This window comes from Streptococcus sp. SR4, from assembly GCF_000517725.1.
GTDB classification, from domain to species: Bacteria; Bacillota; Bacilli; order Lactobacillales; family Streptococcaceae; genus Streptococcus; species Streptococcus salivarius_F.
The window spans coordinates 121,190-137,642 of sequence record NZ_AZYW01000007.1; the positions used below are offsets into that span (position 1 = coordinate 121,190).

Here is a 16,453-nt window from a genome sequence, read left to right on the forward strand (position 1 = left end):
TTTCTCCTCTTATTTCCAAAAATCATCAAAAATGGTGATTGGCAAGTGACGTTTGTGTTGACCTTTATGCCACCATGACTCAATCGTTTCCTGAGCTTTGGCTGAGACTTCCTTACCTTCAAGGTAGTCATCAATTTCACGATAGGTCACGCCAAGTGCTACTTCATCAGCAATTCCTGGTTTATCCTCTTCCAAGTCAGCTGTTGGCACTTTTTCATATAGGGCCTTGTCAGCACCAAGTTCTGCAAGAAGGGCTGCACCTTGACGCTTGTTTAGACGAAAGAGTGGCAAGATATCTGCACCACCATCACCAAATTTTGTGAAAAAGCCTGTAAGGTTTTCAGCGGCGTGGTCTGTCCCGATAACTGCTCCACTATTTTCACCAGCAACCGCATATTGGGTAATCATACGTTGACGGGCCTTGATATTTCCCTTGTTGAAGTCAGAAACAATGACACCTGCCTTGGCAAGTTCAGCAACCTGACCATCTACAGCTTCTTTGATATTAACCGCAAGACTCACATCTGGCTTTATAAAAGCAAGAGCATGTTGGGCATCATCTTCATCTGCTTGGACACCATATGGTAAACGAATGGCGATAAACTGATAGTCTTTTCCTGTCTCTGCACGGAGCTCTTCAATCGCAAGTTGTGCCAGACGACCAGCCAATGTAGAATCCTGACCTCCTGAAATCCCCAAAACATATGTTTTAAGGAATGGATGTTTGAGCATGTAGGCCTTCAAAAAATCAATGGATTTTCGAATTTCTTCCTTTGGATCAATGCTAGGTTTAACGCCTAGTTGAGCAATAATAGTTTCTTGCAAAGTCATAATTTCTCCTTTTACTCTGACAGGTCATGGGCTTTCTTACGGACATTATCAATCAAGGTCATCTTGTTATCCCAGACATCTTTAGCCAAGTCAACTGGATAATCTTGAGGGTTAAGCACGCGCTTATACTCATTCCAAAGTTCGTCCAATTCCTTAGTCGCATATGCCTTGATTTCATTAAGACTTGGTAAGTCATAGATCAGTTGACCCTTGTCGTAGATTGGAACCAAGAGTGGCACTGCATCAAAATCACGAACAGTCTTATTGATATAGGTATATGTTGGGTGGAACATATTAATTTCATCTAAAGCATTAACATCCGTATCTGCGAAAGTGATATAGTCACCTTCTGATTTGCCCTTAGCACGACTCGTAATACGCCAAACTTGCTTCTTACCTGGTGTCGAAACCTTCTCAGCATTATTGGACAATTTGATAGTATCATGCATGACTCCCTGATCATCCTCGATTGAAACAATCTTGTAGACAGCACCCAAGGCTGGTTGGTCATAGGCAGTGATAAGCTTAGTACCTACTCCCCAGACATCAATCTTGGCCTTTTGCATCTTCAAGTTGAGGATAGTATTTTCATCAAGGTCGTTTGAAGCGTAAATCTTGGCATCAGGGAAACCAGCTGCATCCAGTTGCTTACGGACCTGCTTCGATAGATAAGCCAAGTCACCTGAATCAAGACGAACACCCAAGAAATTAATCTTATCACCTAGCTCTTTAGCGACACGGATAGCATTCGGAACACCAATCTTAAGGGTGTCATAGGTATCTACAAGGAATACACAGTCCTTATGAGTAGATGCATAGGCTTTGAAGGCATCGTAATCATTGCCATAGGCCTGAACAAGAGCATGAGCGTGAGTACCAGAAACTGGAATGCCGAAAATCTTACCGGCACGAACATTTGATGTCGCATCCGCACCACCAATCACAGCTGCACGGGTACCCCAAATTGCTGCATCCATCTCTTGTGCACGACGTGTTCCAAACTCTAAAAGAGGAGCATCCTCAATGACAGAACGAATACGAGCTGCCTTAGTAGCAATAAGAATCTGGTAATTGAGGATATTTAGCAAGGCAGTCTCTACAAGCTGACACTGAGCCAAGGGACCTTCCACTTGGAAAATCGGTTCATTAGCAAATACCAAATCACCCTCAAGGGCCGAATTGATAGTCAATTCAAGTTTTAGGTTGGCTAGATAGTCCAGAAAATCCTCGGGATAACCTAAATCTTTTAGATAAGCAATATCAGTTTCTGAGAAAGTCAGACTTTCAAGATAGTTGACAATACGCTCCAGACCTGCGAACACAGCAAAGCCATTTTTAAACGGAAGTTGACGGAAATAAACTTCGAAAACGGCCTTTTTATTGTGAATACCTTGGTTAAAGTAAACCTGCATCATATTGATTTGATACAAGTCAGTGTGCAAGGTTAAACTGTCATCTTTATACATGGAATTCCTCCTATCGAATAGGTACTTCTTTTTTTGTTATTAATAGCCTGTATATGCTGACTATTATAGCATTTTTGAGCAATTGTCTCCACTTTTCAGAAAGTTAATTATTGTTTGGATTTTCCGAATTTTCTAATGCTTATTTTGACGAAAAAGAGCAGTCTAGGTAGACTACTCTTCATTTCTATTCATATCTTAGGGACTCGACAGGGTCCATTTTACTGATTTTACGGGCTGGAAGGTAGGCTGACACATAGCCCATCAAGAGTGAGAAGCCAAACATGATGAGAATTGATGTCAGATTTAGGTCAAACACCTTGCTGACACTTGGGTAGAGATGTGAAACAATCATGTTGGCCAAGCTTCCAATACCCTGCGATACAAGGAGGGCAAGAGCTAGTGAGATACCCGTAATCCAAAGTGCCTCATAAACAAAGATAGCTTTCACGTCACGATTAAGATAACCGACAGCCTTCATAACACCAATCTCTTTTGAGCGTTGCATAATATTAATATAGATGATAATTCCAATCATAACAGCTGAAACTAGGATAGCTTGTGACGAAAGGATAATCAAGAGGGCCTGGATCACACGGATGAATTTAATAATGACATCTAGGATGGCCTGCTGTGAAAGAACCAGATACTTCTTGTTTTTCTGCAATTTTTTAGTGACTTCCTTAGTCTTGGCTGGATCCTTGAGCTCCAAAAGCATGTAAGAGACTGTTTTGGTAAAGCCATTTTCTTTGAGCAATTCTTCCAATTGTTTGGCTGGCATATAGCTATTGCTCTCTTCAGCATCCTCGCTATCATCAACAATACGGACAATCTTAGTCTTGATATCCGCTACTTTAGTTCCCTCAGCAGTATTTTCAACAATCTGAGCTGAAATTTCTTTACCGATAAAGTCTTTAGCCTTGAGCTTCTTCCCTGTTTCTTGGTTGTAGCGTTTGACAAAACTCATCGGAAGGGTTAAGCCATTTTCATCTTCAGATTTAAAAGGTTTCCCAGCTGAAATTTTATCCTTATCATTGCGAGATGTAGAGATTTTTGTGTTCTTGTAAAGACTGATAACCTGAGAATAGTTAGGAAGGTCCTTACTGAAATCCATGGTCTTGCCATCAAGGGTAAGACTTGCCATGTTCATTCCAAAGGGACTCTCCAAATACTTAATGTCATCACTCTTAATCTGATTACGAATAAACTTCTCATCATCCGCATTTAGAACCCCTCTGGCTGCTGATTTAGCACTAAGACTGATCTGAATTTGGGATGGAATGTTGCCACCATCGGTACTGTCATTAATCATACCAACAATAGCATTTCCCAAACCAAAGGAAATTAGGACACCGATAAAACCAATGGAAGTTGCCGTCGCAATCAAAAGATTACGCCACTTACGTTCCATAAAGTTGTTCAATGACAATTTGAGCTTGTTCTTGAGGGTCAACCCCTTATTTTTCGATTGTTTCAACGACTTCACCATCCTTCATTTTAATGACAACATCCGCATAATCCGCCACTTCAGGGTTATGGGTTACGATAATCACAGTTTTACCTGCCTCGGCTAGCTCTTTAAAAATGTCGAGAACATTTTCCTGAGACTGAGAATCAAGAGAACCTGTCGGTTCATCAGCCACAATCATTTCTGGATTATTGACTAGGGCACGGGCAATGGCCACACGTTGTTTTTGCCCACCAGAAAGCTGCTTAACATTTTTCTTGATAAAGTCTCCGATTCCAAGACGGCTAAGCTCCCTTTCCGCAATCTCGGCCATCTCTTTATCAGTCATATTTTTAACGTAAAGAGGCATCTTGACATTTTCAAGGACTGATTGATGAGAGATAAGATTGAAATTTTGAAAGACAAAGCCAATGTGAGCCTTTCTAAAATAGGTCAAGTCACGCTCTGAAAAATCTCGCATGTTTTGATTTTTGAAATAAAGATTTCCTTGATACTGACTATCCAGACCACTAATAATACTAAGCAGACTGGTCTTACCACAGCCAGATGGACCGTAGATAGCAGTGATCTTTCCTGGTGCAATCTCAAGTGTAACATCGTTCAAAGCGCGCTCTTGGTTCGTACCGTCGAGATTATAGTACTTTGAGATGTGGTCGATGGTTAAAATGGACATGAGTTCCTCCGTAAATTTGGTTTAGATTAGAATTTGATTAGTTTCTATCTGATTACCTGCAAGAAATTTTCAAGCAAAATAACAAAAACCGTTAACTAATCGCCTTCTAAAACGATACATTAATTATAATCATTAAATGATTATAAAAATAGTGACATAAATGTCACTATGGCATGAAAAAAGCCAAAGTCCCTAAGACTTTGGCTTTAGTTTATTGACAATAAATACGAATAGCTTCTGCGAGAAAAGTGGCAGTCCCTGCTCCTCCAACTTTATCAATAAAACTAGAAAAGCGATTATCTGTTTGATACATCTGACCGAGACCAGCTAATACCGTTTGGTCACATGGATAAAAATGCTGACTAATATAGTCTTGTAACACCTTTACTTGCTCCTGAACACTATCATCCCCAGGATTATACTCCTTGAGCTGTCCAAAGGTAGACATGATTGCAGTCATCTCTTTTGTAACTTCAGGGAAGGATTCCTCTCCCTTAGCCGCAAAAGCTTGATAAGCTTCTGTCTGACCCCATCTAGCCTGAGCTTCTTCCTGAAAGGCTTCTACAGCTTTTTGATCAAATGCTTCAAATGACATTTCTTCTTCCTCCATTTGTAAGGCCTTGGCATGAGCTATGACGGCTTCTAAACGGGACCTTTTCAGCTCTAAGAGCTTAATCTGATCCCTAAGCGCTTGAACTTTGTCATAACCTGGTTGACCTACGATTTCCTTAATTTTTTTGAGAGGAAAGTCTAACTCACGGTAAAGCAATATTTCTTGCAAACGGACAACCGCATCGCGATTATAGTAACGGTAACCATTTTCAGCCACAACTGACGGTTTCAGCAAATCAATTTCGTCATAATAATGAAGGGTGCGTACACTGACACCTGATAGTTGGCTCACTTCTTTTACAGATTTCATTAGAACTCCTCTCTGATTAAGAGTATAGGCTATGACGTGGCGTGAGGGTCAAGAGGAAAAAGAGTATTTTTTTGAAGTTTACTATAATTTATTACTTTTCTTTTTCTGGCTTCGACGATGCAGTAAAGCTTGATTAATACGCTGTGTTCTCATATGCATTTGCCAAATGAGATAAAGCCAGATAATAATATAAACAAAAATGAAAACAATCCAGATAGCAGGGTTCGTTAAAGCCTCATACCAGCCTGATATCAGACAAGTCACTGTAAGTACAATCGCCGTCAACAAGAAATGCAAGACTACTCTTAATCTGTACGACATGCGGTCAAGCTCTTCCAAAATCCACGAGAGCATTCCCATTAAACCACTCATCATAAAGAGGGCTAAAATATTTCCTACACTAACTTTGGGATAGATAATCTGGGGAAATAATTGACCAAGTAAAAGGAGTGCAAGGTAAAAGAACGATCCCGTTCTCACGCCGGATACAAAATAAGCAATTAAACGTTTCATTGGTTCCTCCTACACCCCTAAATAATCCATCAAAGATTTGACATATTTTCGGCTGACACTAGACTTAACTCCACCTGTCATTTTAGCCATCATATTGCCAGAAAAACTATCCGATAGTGATTCCAAATGATCTATATTCATAACAGCATGACGTGATATCTGTAAAAAACTTCGACGATTGATGCGATGCTGAAAGTTTGTCAGTGTCTCTCTCATCGTATAGGTATTGTTTACGGTATAAATCGTTAACACATTCTTCTCAATCTCAGCTAGAATAATGTCATCAATTTTTACCATAACCAAATGATCATCCGTTTTAATAGGAATCACCACTTGATTTACAACTGAAAATTGTTCGAGATAATCCATTACCTCTCGTGCTTGATCAGACAATCGCTCTGCTTGGATGACCACACAGGGATCCTTTACCGAAATATCTGATTTTTCTTCAAAACGAAGTTTCATTCCTATTCCAACTCTCACTTATTTTTTCTGGCTAGTTCTTTTCACTAAAACAATCCAAAGAATACTTGCTAGAAGAATACCTCCTAACACTATAAGGTAAGTATTTTCCTTTGTCAACAAACCTTGCCACTTGAGCTGAACGCCCATTTTTTCTTGGAACTCTCGAAGAAGGTTATCTTGACCTTTAAAGGTCTCACTTAATGTTTCTTTCATGAGTACTTGCCGATAAAGTGATGCAATATAAGTTGCTGGAGTACATTTCATTAGTAGTTGTGCAAAATCAGGTAAAACGCCCAAAGGTACATAAGTTCCTACCAAAAAACCAGAAGCTGTCCCCACTATGGTCGCAAACTTCCCCAAACTGTCTACAGATTGGAAAAAATAAACAAAAATGGCATTCACTAAACTAGAAAGCAGGCTACTAAGCAGCATGATGAGGAGCACCTCAGGTAATAGAGAAAGGGTTGGAACTTCTCTAAAATAGCCACACATCAGTACATACATTAGGACTTGCATGGCAAAAGAAATGATGATTGCACTCGCTAGATACGAAAATGGTAACCGCCATTTCCCATGATTCGATAAATAAAGATCCTGATCTACTTGATGTTCACGGTCCTTTACCAACTGAGTCAGGGCAGCCAGACTCGTCGTTGTCCCTGTCACAGCCAGCGCCCCACTCATTAACCAATTATTTAACAAAGGACCACTATTGGGTAGCTGATTCCAAGCATCTGTTAGATTTTTTTGAAGAAAAATAATATAGAGAATAAAGGAAATCAAGGCTCCCAACAAGGAGAAGAAAACTCCTGAACGATTCCTGAAGTACAATAAAAAATTTCGCTTTAGTAAAGCTAGCATTAGCGAACCTCCCTTCCTGTAAGTGCAATAAAGGCGTCATCCATGGTCCCTGGACGAAACTCAAAATGGGCTATTCTATCTCTAACTTGTGCCAGGTAATCAATAGCTTCCCTTTCACTCTCGGGTTGAAAAACATACTCCATTTGACTTTGTTGCTCTACTGACATTCCCGAAGTTTTAAGACTTTCTATCTGCTCTATCTCCTTGAAACGAATCTTCAAGATGTTTTTTGCATACTGGCTCTTAATATCTAATGCCGATCCCTGAGCAATCACTTTCCCATGGTCCACAATATAAATCTGATCAGCTTCATCTGCTTCGTCAAGATAATGCGTGGTCAGTACAACGGTCATTCCCTCTTCTCTCTGCAATTGATAGAGCAAATCCCAAATAGACTTCCGAGTTTGGATATCTAAACCTGTCGTTGGCTCATCTAAGAACAGAATATCTGGTTGTGAGAGTAGAGCACGCGCAATGTCAACCCGACGCTTTTGGCCACCTGAAAGCGTCCCGTATCTCTGCTTTTGGAAAGCTGATAGACCTAGCCGACCAATGAGATCAGACACACGATTGGGTTTCAGTTCTTTATACTGTCTGGCACGAATGGCCAGATTTTCCCTAACAGTCAGCATCTCATCCAAAACACTAGTCTGGAAGACCACACCAATTTTAGTACCGGGTTCATAGATGATTTCACCTTGCGTTGGTTGTTTCAAACCAATCACCATGGAAATTGTCGTTGATTTCCCCGCCCCATTTGGTCCTAGAATCGCATTGAAAGTCCCTCTTTTAAATTGTAATTGAATATTATCAACAACAAGGTGGTTCCCATACCGTTTGCTTATGTTTTTAGCTTGTAATATCATGTTCTCTCTCCTTTTGATAGAACCAGTCTAGCAAAAAAGCCGTTTTTTAAACGGCTTTTGGGGATAAGTGGTCAAAATGAAGAGATGAGTGGCGAGATGGAAGAGATTAACAGTATTTTTCATAAAAATCAATTCCCCCAATAAAAAAAGACAAACTGACTTTCAATTTTAATTGCCGGTAAAACAGAACAAAATCTCTCACTATAAGAACCCATCAAAAGGGGGAATGAATTACTTTTTTATATCCTTTCCATAGGATTTGTAGCATCGCTTCTTCAAATGCCTATCAAAAAAATGAATCGTAGCCAACCAAGAATCCTTGCTCTCTTTCAGCAGTAAACGCCAATCTTTTCGATAGCGATGATTGGGTTGATAAGCCACTGTCAACATGTGACCTGTTTCATGGTATTTTTTAAATGTAATGTGGTGTCCTTTATAATGTGAAACAATATCATCAATTGCTGACGAGGCATCCCATATTTCATCAACAGTACTTCCGAGCAATAAGATTGGTGAATGCATTTGACCAATATCTATCCTAGCAGAGCAATCTTTAGGGAAGGATTTTTTTAAAAGTTTGCTGAACAGATAATCTCTAAGTCGAAACTTTTGATAAGGAAGTTCTTTTTGCAAATATGTCCAAGAAGAAGTATGAGAGTTCCATTTCCCTTTTATCCCTTCATATACCACATCAGAGGGTGAATTTAGTACCAAACATTGAACGTCATTAAAAATACTCTCCTCAGCTAAAACTAACTCTGCTCCCTTAGAACGTCCATAGAGTCCAATTTTTTCACTATCTACTTGAGGATGCTGACGTAGATAATTCTTTGCTTCCACAAGACACTCTAAAGGAATACATTCCAAATGTTTTGGCAATCCCTCTAAACCAAAGTAGGCAACTGCTAGGCAAATATAACCTCTAGAAGATAGAAGCTGAGCTATATTCTGTGTCTTTTCAATCCTTCCTTCACTACCGCTCACAATAATCAATGCTGGTGCGTTTATTGCCTTTTTATCATAAAAGAGTCTCCCTTGAAAATTTTTCCCGTAAATATCTTGATGACTAATTTGCGAACTCATGTAATGTCTTGTGAAAGTTCTCTCTGCGACGACAGTATTACCTTGTATAATTTTGATTTCCACAAAAAAGTGATCTAATAAGGGAATTTTAGAAAGAGAGTTTGGAAGTTTCTTTTTCCTATTGGTCAAAGGTTTGGCATTAAAGAATAACCCCATTGTTGCAATATCTTCATAAGAGCCAGAACAAGATGGAGTTTGTGAAATATCAATAATACCATTCTTATCTGATACAAAAGTCGCTGCTGATTTCCATAAAACATCATGAGCTAAAAGCATGGGAGCATTGATACAATAATAATCGGATAAATACATTTCGACTCGATATATTTCTCTTGGTTTTAAGCCATCGATGACAATATTAAAAGATTCGTCTGCTAAATCAGACTCTGAGATCAGTTCAATTTTTATATTCATATCTTCCTCTTTTTGTTAATGTGATTAACAATATAGTTTTTAAATTACCGTGATTTTTACCACGGTAATTCTTGCCATACCTTTTCAACATCATCCATCAATTTCATAACCATTTGAAGGTCCTCCTCACTATAGTTTTTTAAAACTGAAAAAATGGCTGTCTCAATATGTTCTTGTTGCTCTTTATGAATGTTAAAAACGTCAACCCCTTTTTGGGATAATATCAGATATTTATTTTTTTCATTATCCGGTGCAAATTCAAAAGAAACGAGGTCTTTCTTGATTAAACGTCTAACACTCTGAGTAATGGCACTCCTAGAGACTTCAAGTAACTCAGATAATTTCACTAGATTCACAGGCTGATTGCGACCTATTAGGTCAATCAAATGGACTTCATTAATAGTGATTGATTTATCAATACTGTTCCTATGCTGAGCCTTTTTCAACTGTTCAAAAGCTAAAGCAAAGCTGTTAAAACGATTATTAAACTTATGTAGTTCTTTCTTATTCATAGTGTCTCTCTTTTGTTAATGATATTAACAAAACCACTATTTCTTGTCAAGCCGAACCTAAAAAATCCTCCAGAACTAAGCTCCGAAGGATTTATTTTTATTTCACAACAATATTAACGAGTTTATTAGGCTCAAACAGTTTGGGAAACTGTTTGAGGTTGGAAATGAACAAATAAATTGGTTATTTTACAACAATGTTAACCAATTTATTTGGTACCGCAATCACCTTAACGATTTCCTTGCCATCAATCTCTGCTTCGACTTTTTCGTTAGCAAGAGCTACTTCTTGCAACTCTTCGCGTGAAAGGTCTTTAGCAACCATGAGTTTGGCACGGACTTTACCTTTGATTTGAACGACGATTTCGATTTCGTCTTCAACCAATTTGCTTTCGTCCCATGTTGGCCAAGCCACGTAAGAGATAGACTCACCGGTTGCTGCCACTGTTTGCCAGAGTTCTTCTGCCAAGTGAGGCGCAAATGGAGCGATCAATTGGATAAAGCCTTTGGCGTAGTCTACATAAAGTTTGTCTTCCTTATTGGCAGCATTGACAAAGACCATGAGTTGAGCAATGGCTGTGTTGAATTTCATAGACTCGATTTGCTCAGTAACAGATTTAACGGTTTCATTATAAACCTTGTCAAGAGCGCCATTGTTTTCCGCAACGATTTCTTTACTTGTAATCAAACGGTAAACACGGTCAAGGAATTTACGGCTTCCTTCCAATCCTTCTTCAGACCAAGCGATTGAAGCATCGAGTGGTCCCATGAACATTTCATAGACACGAAGGGTATCAGCACCGTATTGTTCCACCACATCGTCTGGGTTGACAACGTTCTTGAGGGATTTAGACATCTTAGCTGGTGCTTGCTCCAATTCTTCTCCTGTTTCCACATGGAAGAAGGAACCGTCACGTTTTTCAACCTTGTCAGTTGCCACAAGAGCTCCACGGTGGTCACGGTAGCTTGTTCCCAAGATCATTCCTTGGTTGAAGAGTTTTTGGAATGGCTCTTTAGTAGGTACAACACCAAGGTCATAGAGGAATTTATGCCAGAAACGAGCGTAAAGCAAATGGAGCACGGCGTGTTCTGCACCACCCACATAGATATCGACTGGCAACCATTGTTTGAGGAGGTCCTCGTCAGCCAATTTCTCTGTGTTGTGTGGATCGATATAGCGGAGGTAGTACCAGCTTGAACCTGCCCATTGTGGCATAGTATTCGTCTCACGACGACCTTTGACACCATCCTCACGAGTCACTTCAAGCCAGTCTGTCAAGTTAGCCAATGGGCTTTCACCAGTACCTGAAGGGCGAATGTCCTTGGTTACTGGCAAGACAAGTGGGAGTTCACTTTCTGGAACAGCTGTTGAAGTACCATCTTCCCAATGAATAATTGGGATTGGTTCACCCCAGTAACGTTGACGGCTAAAGAGCCAGTCACGAAGACGGTAAGTGATTTTTTCTTGACCAAAGTCTTTTTCTTCCAACCAAGCCACGATTTTAGCAATCGCTTCTTCTTTGTTGAGACCGTTCAAGAAGTCAGAGTTGACGTGAAGGCCATCTTCTGTGTAAGCAGCCTCTTCAACGTTCCCACCTTCCAACACTTCTACGATTGGAAGGTCAAACTGTTTTGCAAATTCCCAGTCACGCTCATCGTGGGCAGGTACGGCCATAACAGCACCTGTTCCGTAGCTGGCAAGAACATAGTCCGCAATCCAGATTGGGATTTCTTTCCCATTGACAGGGTTGACGGCATAAGCACCAGTCCAAACCCCTGTTTTTTCCTTAGCAAGGTCTGTACGAGCCAAGTCTGATTTAAGGCTGGCTTGATGTTTGTAATCAGCTACAGCCTCAGCTTGTTCAGGTGTTGTGATGGCATCTACCAAGTCATGTTCAGGCGCCAAAACAGTGAAGGTCGCACCAAAAAGAGTATCTGGACGTGTCGTAAAGACAGTGAATTCCTTGTCTGTTCCTTTTACTTTGAAAGTTACGTTAGCACCCGTTGATTTACCAATCCAGTTGCGTTGCATGTCCTTGATAGACTCTGGCCAGTCAAGGTCATCCAAGTCATTGAGCAAGCGCTCAGCATAGGCAGTGATTTTGAGCATCCATTGGCGCATTGGTTTGCGGACAACTGGATAGCCACCACGCTCAGATGTTCCATCTGGAAGAACTTCTTCGTTGGCGATAGCTGTTCCCAATTCTTCAACCCAGTTGACTGGCACTTCAGCTTCATAAGCCAAACCTTTTTCGTAAAGCTTGGTGAAGATCCATTGCGTCCACTTGTAGTAGTTTGGATCTGTAGTATTGACTTCACGGTCCCAGTCATAAGAGAATCCAAGCGCATTGATTTGGCGTTTGAAGTTGGCAATGTTTTCTGCTGTGAATTCTGCTGGGTCATTCCCTGTATCCATAGCGTATTGCTCTGCAGGCAAACCAAAGGCATCCCATCCCATTGGGTGAAGGACATTGTAACCTTGCGCACGTTTGAAACGGCTGAGGATATCAGTCGCTGTGTAGCCTTCTGGGTGTCCTACGTGAAGACCCGCTCCAGATGGGTAAGGGAACATGTCAAGCGCATAAAACTTAGGTTTTGAGGCATCTGTTCCTGTCTTAAAAGTGTGATTGTCAGCCCAGTATTTTTGCCACTTAGGCTCGATTTCTTTATGATTGTAAAAACTCATGGTTTCTCTCCAATATTCGTAATGCTTCTATTATAGCATTTTTGAAGGATTTTTAAAGATGATAAGGGAACTTTAAGAGGCAAATTCACCTGAGCCTATTTTGCATCTTTTTCATTCTTTTTAAGTTTTTTTGCGTTTTTGTGTTGCAAAAAAGCAAAAAGATGCTATACTAGTATCAGAAAGAAGGTGACACATGTATCAGGAACAACGATTAGAGAAAATATTAACACTCTTGGAAGAGCGAGGAAGCCTTTCTGTCAAGGAAATGGTTGACGCATTGGGTGTTTCCAAAGATACCGTCAGAAGAGATTTCGACTGCCTCAGCCAGAGGAATTTGGCTCAGCGTACCCATGGTGGCATTCTTCCAGTTAAAAATACCACTGTTCTTGGCTTCCAAGAACGTCAGGAAGAACTCACTGAAGACAAGAAAAAATTGGCAGACCTAGCGCTTAGCTTTGTCAAAGACCAATCTCTTCTCTTCTTCGATGTCTCTACCTTGATGCTTGAGGTTTCACAAAAATTGACTAAGAGCGTAACTGTCTACTCCCACTCTTTGGACAATGCCTTGGTCCTAAGTGGCAAAGAAGGAATCGACTTTCATCTCTTGGGAGGAAGATTTTACAGCAAAAACCGCTTCTACTATTCGCTTCACGAAACCCAGCTCTTGCAACATCTACAGTTTGACTTAGCCTTCTTCGGAGCGGCTAGTCTCAGTCAAGGAGTGGTCAGCTATGAAGATGAAGAGGACGTTGCTGTCAAACAACTGGCCATGCAAGCTGCTAGAACCAAGATACTTATTGCTGAATCTGATAAATATGAAAAGCACTCCAAATATATCTTGAGCAAAATTGAAGACTTTGACTACTGGATTACAGATAAAGAACCTGATCCTGATTTGGTCGAGTCTCTTAAAGATAAAGTAACGATTTTATACGATGGAAAGGATAGCGATTATGAGTAATATTCGTTTGATTATCAGTGACATTGATGGCACTATTCTCACTAGTAACCACCAGGTGGATGAGCAACTGATTGAGGTAATGCCAGAGCTTGAAAAGGCAAATATTCCCTTTGTTTTAGCTTCTGCCCGTTCGCCACTAGGGATGCAACCAATTGCTCATAAACTGGGACTTCATGACAATCCCATCGCTTGCTACAACGGTGCCTTAGTACTTGAGGGGGATCGTACTATCATACAGCACCCTGTGGACAAATCTGAGATTCAAGAACTTCTTAGCTACTTATCCACAGATTATCCAAGTGTCTCTGTGAATATCTACTCTGGCAAGGACTGGATCACCAACGAACTAGACAAATGGTCTCAGTTGGAAGGAAGTATCACGGGTGAATCTCCTATCATTAAGGAACTACAAGACACGGTCTCAGACTCAGAACCACCTATCCACAAGCTATTGTTGATTGATGAGCCTGAAGTTATCCAGGACCTCCACCAAAAATTCCTAAGCATGGATTTTCCACAGACAGCCTTCTACTTATCCAAAGATAACTACTTAGAAGTCACTGCCAAACATGTTTCTAAAGAACATGCTCTCCTTGAGCTTGCCAAATATTATGACCTTCCTCTTGAACAAGTCATGACCATCGGAGATAACTTCAACGATAGTCCTATGCTAGCTCTAGCTGGCCTAGGAATTGCTATGGGCAATGCACCTGAAGGGGTTAAGGAAACTGCAAACTTAGTAACTGCTTCAAATGATGAGCATGGTGTCGCTCAAGCTATTAGAAAACATGTCCTAAACTAAGCTAATATCTAATGGTGGGAACAACCTTTAATCGCCAACTCGAATTTTAGAACACATCTTATAACTAAGATAACATTTGGGGTGGGAACAGCCCTTAATTGCCAACTCGAATTTTAGAACAAAAGGAAAGGTGCCCTAGAGGTGCCTTTCCTTTTTCAACGAAAAAAGCCTTCCTCTCTCGAAGAAGACCCAAATTTTCTAAAGATAAAGAAGGAGACCTATAAGAATCCCAGTGACATAGCCTGCCAAAACATCACTAGGATAGTGAACACCACCTAGCACACGCAAAAGAGCTAGAGCGCCCGCCAGAAAAAGCATAGCCCCACCTAGCCAGGGGTTAAGCGTCAGTGCCAACATAGCAATGACAGTCGCTGAGAAAACATGCCGACTGGGAAAGGAATTACCCAAACTGTCCTTCTTAATAAGGGGTTGAATAGCCCAGGTCTGGTATGGACGTGGTCGATTATAGAGGCTACGACCAAGAGAAAGAAGGAAAAAGCCTCCCCCCATAATAAGCACCGTTGTAGAGAGAACAAACCAGTCATTCCTTAGCCAAACCCAAATAAGAAATATAGGAAAAAGCAGGTAAAAAGTCCTAGTTATAAGCTTGTTCAACCCTTCTAAAACCTTAGCGTAAGAACGCAAAGGAGCGCTAATCCTATCGTAAAATCGTTTGTAATTCATCATCATCCGTTAGAAAAAAAGAGAGTGACACAGAACTAAATTTCAAAAATCTAGCTTCTAGCCTCTCCCCTCAAGTTTAATGAGATAGTCTTCCAAGGTTGAAGTCTCTTAGTCCAACCTCTTTTTGTCTATCTTAAAGTTCAGCGATTTGGTAAAGTTCAAGTTCAGCAGCTGTTTCTGAACCAAACATATTAATCATGATTTTAACCTTGTTGTTTTCAATTTCTACAACACGGCCTTCTTGACCCATAAAGGCACCATCAATGATTTGAACCACATCACCAACCTTGATATTAGTATCAAAAACATCAACTGTTTGACCCATTGAAATCAAGATTTGACGGATTTCTTCTTCCAAAAGTGGTGTTGGTTTAGAACGGTTACCGTGAGAACCAACGAAACCAGTAACGTTTGGAGTGTTACGGACAACGAACCATGCTTCGTCTGTCATTACCATCTCAACAAGAACGTAACCAGGGAAGCGGTTTTCTTCTACTTCTTTAACTTTACCGTTTTTCTCAACATTGACCGTTTGAGTTGGGATTTCAACACGCAAGATATTTTCAAGCATGTTATAAGTTTGGGCACGTTGCAAAAGGTTTTCTTTAACTTTGTTTTCGTATCCTGAATAGGTTTGAAGGACGAACCAGCCCTTATCGAATGAATCTAGCATTTTAGGATTCCTTTCTTTTTTCTAAATGACATTTAAACACCTTTGGCTAGCTATCTTCTAGATGCGAGTGTTAAATGTAAATGAATGTCTGAGGTTTAATTCAAAGCGTAATAAAAAAGCCTGGTGGCCCTTCTTCTCGCTTTTATCTGCATTTATTATAACAAAAAAGAGCAGGCATTCCCACTCTTTTTGTGTTTTCTTTAGAAAAAGTTAATCAGTGCTGACATAGCGCGACTCAACAATTCATCAAACGCATAGATGATGACAGTGAAGAACGCAGTATACTCAAGAACTGAAATAAAATCGTGCCAGCGTTGTTTACGGTCTGGCCAAGTCGTGTCTTTCAAGACTTTGAAAATACTTCCAGTTTGTCTCACGGTGTCTCCTATCTTGTTTCCTTATGCAAGGTGTATTTTTTACAATGTTTACAAAATTTGTTAACTTCTAGTCGTGTTGGTTTGGGAGTGCTACTCACATTAATTGAGTAGTTTCGGCTCCCACATTCAGCACACGCTAGGCTTGCTTTTTTCTGTGCCATAACGCCTCCGTTCTTTTTATCTTACCACTTTTAAATGCAAT

18 protein-coding genes are annotated in these 16,453 nt (G+C 40.3%); 2 read left to right on the forward strand and 16 right to left on the reverse strand.

What is annotated here, in order from left to right; genetic code table 11:
• Window positions 1-9: 9 nt before the first annotated feature.
• From nadE to leuS, 12 genes are all read right to left on the reverse strand, one after another.
• Window positions 10-831, reverse strand: coding sequence for an ammonia-dependent NAD(+) synthetase (nadE, locus tag HMPREF1519_RS01025; RefSeq protein WP_022495778.1), 822 nt, complete (start codon window positions 829-831; stop codon window positions 10-12).
• 11 nt (window positions 832-842) lie between these two features.
• Complete coding sequence (locus HMPREF1519_RS01030) at window positions 843-2,297, reverse strand: nicotinate phosphoribosyltransferase (protein WP_037610673.1); 1,455 nt, start codon at window positions 2,295-2,297, stop codon at window positions 843-845.
• 184 nt (window positions 2,298-2,481) lie between these two features.
• Window positions 2,482-3,783 (reverse strand): ABC transporter permease, encoded by a 1,302-nt coding sequence (locus HMPREF1519_RS01035; protein WP_080978423.1) that lies wholly within the window; start codon window positions 3,781-3,783, stop codon window positions 2,482-2,484.
• Entirely contained in the window at window positions 3,752-4,435 is a 684-nt protein-coding gene (locus HMPREF1519_RS01040; protein WP_021143517.1) for an ABC transporter ATP-binding protein, read from the reverse strand. The genes HMPREF1519_RS01035 and HMPREF1519_RS01040 overlap by 32 nt, the downstream gene beginning before the upstream one ends.
• 211 nt (window positions 4,436-4,646) lie before the next feature.
• Window positions 4,647-5,357, reverse strand: a complete 711-nt coding sequence (locus tag HMPREF1519_RS01045) for a MerR family transcriptional regulator (protein WP_021143516.1) — start codon at window positions 5,355-5,357, stop codon at window positions 4,647-4,649.
• An 81-nt stretch (window positions 5,358-5,438) separates the two neighbouring features.
• Window positions 5,439-5,870 carry a DUF3021 family protein gene (locus tag HMPREF1519_RS01050; RefSeq protein WP_037610676.1) on the reverse strand — a complete coding sequence of 144 codons (432 nt, stop codon included), beginning with the start codon at window positions 5,868-5,870 and terminating at the stop codon, window positions 5,439-5,441.
• A 9-nt stretch (window positions 5,871-5,879) separates the two neighbouring features.
• Complete coding sequence (locus tag HMPREF1519_RS01055; protein WP_037610678.1) at window positions 5,880-6,335, reverse strand: LytTR family DNA-binding domain-containing protein; 456 nt, start codon at window positions 6,333-6,335, stop codon at window positions 5,880-5,882.
• Window positions 6,336-6,353: 18 nt separating this feature from the next.
• Window positions 6,354-7,196: an ABC transporter permease gene (locus tag HMPREF1519_RS01060; protein WP_037610680.1), complete on the reverse strand. Its 843-nt coding sequence runs from the start codon at window positions 7,194-7,196 to the stop codon at window positions 6,354-6,356.
• On the reverse strand, window positions 7,196-8,062 hold the full coding sequence (locus HMPREF1519_RS01065) for an ABC transporter ATP-binding protein (RefSeq protein WP_037610682.1): 867 nt from the start codon (window positions 8,060-8,062) through the stop codon (window positions 7,196-7,198). Before HMPREF1519_RS01065 ends, HMPREF1519_RS01060 begins: the two co-directional genes overlap by 1 nt.
• Before the next feature lie 231 nt (window positions 8,063-8,293).
• Window positions 8,294-9,559: an acyl-CoA thioesterase/BAAT N-terminal domain-containing protein gene (locus tag HMPREF1519_RS10545; RefSeq protein WP_037610684.1), complete on the reverse strand. Its 1,266-nt coding sequence runs from the start codon at window positions 9,557-9,559 to the stop codon at window positions 8,294-8,296.
• A gap of 56 nt (window positions 9,560-9,615) precedes the next feature.
• Entirely contained in the window at window positions 9,616-10,071 is a 456-nt protein-coding gene (locus HMPREF1519_RS01075; RefSeq protein ID WP_037610686.1) for a MarR family winged helix-turn-helix transcriptional regulator, read from the reverse strand.
• A gap of 181 nt (window positions 10,072-10,252) precedes the next feature.
• Window positions 10,253-12,754: a leucine--tRNA ligase gene (gene leuS, locus HMPREF1519_RS01080; RefSeq protein ID WP_037610688.1), complete on the reverse strand. Its 2,502-nt coding sequence runs from the start codon at window positions 12,752-12,754 to the stop codon at window positions 10,253-10,255.
• A gap of 193 nt (window positions 12,755-12,947) precedes the next feature.
• Between leuS and HMPREF1519_RS01085 the strand changes: the two genes are divergently transcribed.
• Window positions 12,948-13,715, forward strand: a complete 768-nt coding sequence (locus HMPREF1519_RS01085) for a DeoR/GlpR family DNA-binding transcription regulator (protein ID WP_037610690.1) — start codon at window positions 12,948-12,950, stop codon at window positions 13,713-13,715.
• Window positions 13,708-14,517 carry a Cof-type HAD-IIB family hydrolase gene (locus HMPREF1519_RS01090; protein ID WP_037610692.1) on the forward strand — a complete coding sequence of 270 codons (810 nt, stop codon included), beginning with the start codon at window positions 13,708-13,710 and terminating at the stop codon, window positions 14,515-14,517. Before HMPREF1519_RS01085 ends, HMPREF1519_RS01090 begins: the two co-directional genes overlap by 8 nt.
• A gap of 198 nt (window positions 14,518-14,715) precedes the next feature.
• Here HMPREF1519_RS01090 and HMPREF1519_RS10750 read toward each other — a convergent pair whose 3' ends face one another.
• From HMPREF1519_RS10750 to rpmG, 4 genes are all read right to left on the reverse strand, one after another.
• Entirely contained in the window at window positions 14,716-15,204 is a 489-nt protein-coding gene (locus HMPREF1519_RS10750; protein WP_037610694.1) for a phosphatase PAP2 family protein, read from the reverse strand.
• A gap of 130 nt (window positions 15,205-15,334) precedes the next feature.
• A complete protein-coding gene (nusG, locus tag HMPREF1519_RS01100; protein WP_002883644.1) occupies window positions 15,335-15,874 on the reverse strand; it encodes a transcription termination/antitermination protein NusG in 540 nt (179 codons plus the stop codon).
• Window positions 15,875-16,074: 200 nt separating this feature from the next.
• Window positions 16,075-16,251, reverse strand: coding sequence for a preprotein translocase subunit SecE (secE, locus tag HMPREF1519_RS01105; RefSeq protein ID WP_002883656.1), 177 nt, complete (start codon window positions 16,249-16,251; stop codon window positions 16,075-16,077).
• 8 nt (window positions 16,252-16,259) lie between these two features.
• A complete protein-coding gene (gene rpmG, locus HMPREF1519_RS10175) occupies window positions 16,260-16,412 on the reverse strand; it encodes a 50S ribosomal protein L33 (RefSeq protein ID WP_002886472.1) in 153 nt (50 codons plus the stop codon).
• Window positions 16,413-16,453: the final 41 nt, after the last annotated feature.

Excerpts from the sequence above, each read along its gene's own strand:
- nadE (WP_022495778.1), bottom strand. The coding sequence starts at position 831 with ATGACTTTGCAAGAAACTATTATTGCTCAACTAGGCGTTAAACCTAGC.
- HMPREF1519_RS01030 (WP_037610673.1), bottom strand. The coding sequence starts at position 2,297 with ATGTATAAAGATGACAGTTTAACCTTGCACACTGACTTGTATCAAATC.
- HMPREF1519_RS01035 (WP_080978423.1), bottom strand. The coding sequence starts at position 3,783 with ATGGTGAAGTCGTTGAAACAATCGAAAAATAAGGGGTTGACCCTCAAG.
- HMPREF1519_RS01040 (WP_021143517.1), bottom strand. The coding sequence starts at position 4,435 with ATGTCCATTTTAACCATCGACCACATCTCAAAGTACTATAATCTCGAC.
- HMPREF1519_RS01045 (WP_021143516.1), bottom strand. The coding sequence starts at position 5,357 with ATGAAATCTGTAAAAGAAGTGAGCCAACTATCAGGTGTCAGTGTACGC.
- HMPREF1519_RS01050 (WP_037610676.1), bottom strand. The coding sequence starts at position 5,870 with ATGAAACGTTTAATTGCTTATTTTGTATCCGGCGTGAGAACGGGATCG.
- HMPREF1519_RS01055 (WP_037610678.1), bottom strand. The coding sequence starts at position 6,335 with ATGAAACTTCGTTTTGAAGAAAAATCAGATATTTCGGTAAAGGATCCC.
- HMPREF1519_RS01060 (WP_037610680.1), bottom strand. The coding sequence starts at position 7,196 with ATGCTAGCTTTACTAAAGCGAAATTTTTTATTGTACTTCAGGAATCGT.
- HMPREF1519_RS01065 (WP_037610682.1), bottom strand. The coding sequence starts at position 8,062 with ATGATATTACAAGCTAAAAACATAAGCAAACGGTATGGGAACCACCTT.
- HMPREF1519_RS10545 (WP_037610684.1), bottom strand. The coding sequence starts at position 9,559 with ATGAATATAAAAATTGAACTGATCTCAGAGTCTGATTTAGCAGACGAA.
- HMPREF1519_RS01075 (WP_037610686.1), bottom strand. The coding sequence starts at position 10,071 with ATGAATAAGAAAGAACTACATAAGTTTAATAATCGTTTTAACAGCTTT.
- leuS (WP_037610688.1), bottom strand. The coding sequence starts at position 12,754 with ATGAGTTTTTACAATCATAAAGAAATCGAGCCTAAGTGGCAAAAATAC.
- HMPREF1519_RS01085 (WP_037610690.1), top strand. The coding sequence starts at position 12,948 with ATGTATCAGGAACAACGATTAGAGAAAATATTAACACTCTTGGAAGAG.
- HMPREF1519_RS01090 (WP_037610692.1), top strand. The coding sequence starts at position 13,708 with ATGAGTAATATTCGTTTGATTATCAGTGACATTGATGGCACTATTCTC.
- HMPREF1519_RS10750 (WP_037610694.1), bottom strand. The coding sequence starts at position 15,204 with ATGATGAATTACAAACGATTTTACGATAGGATTAGCGCTCCTTTGCGT.
- nusG (WP_002883644.1), bottom strand. The coding sequence starts at position 15,874 with ATGCTAGATTCATTCGATAAGGGCTGGTTCGTCCTTCAAACCTATTCA.
- rpmG (WP_002886472.1), bottom strand. The coding sequence starts at position 16,412 with ATGGCACAGAAAAAAGCAAGCCTAGCGTGTGCTGAATGTGGGAGCCGA.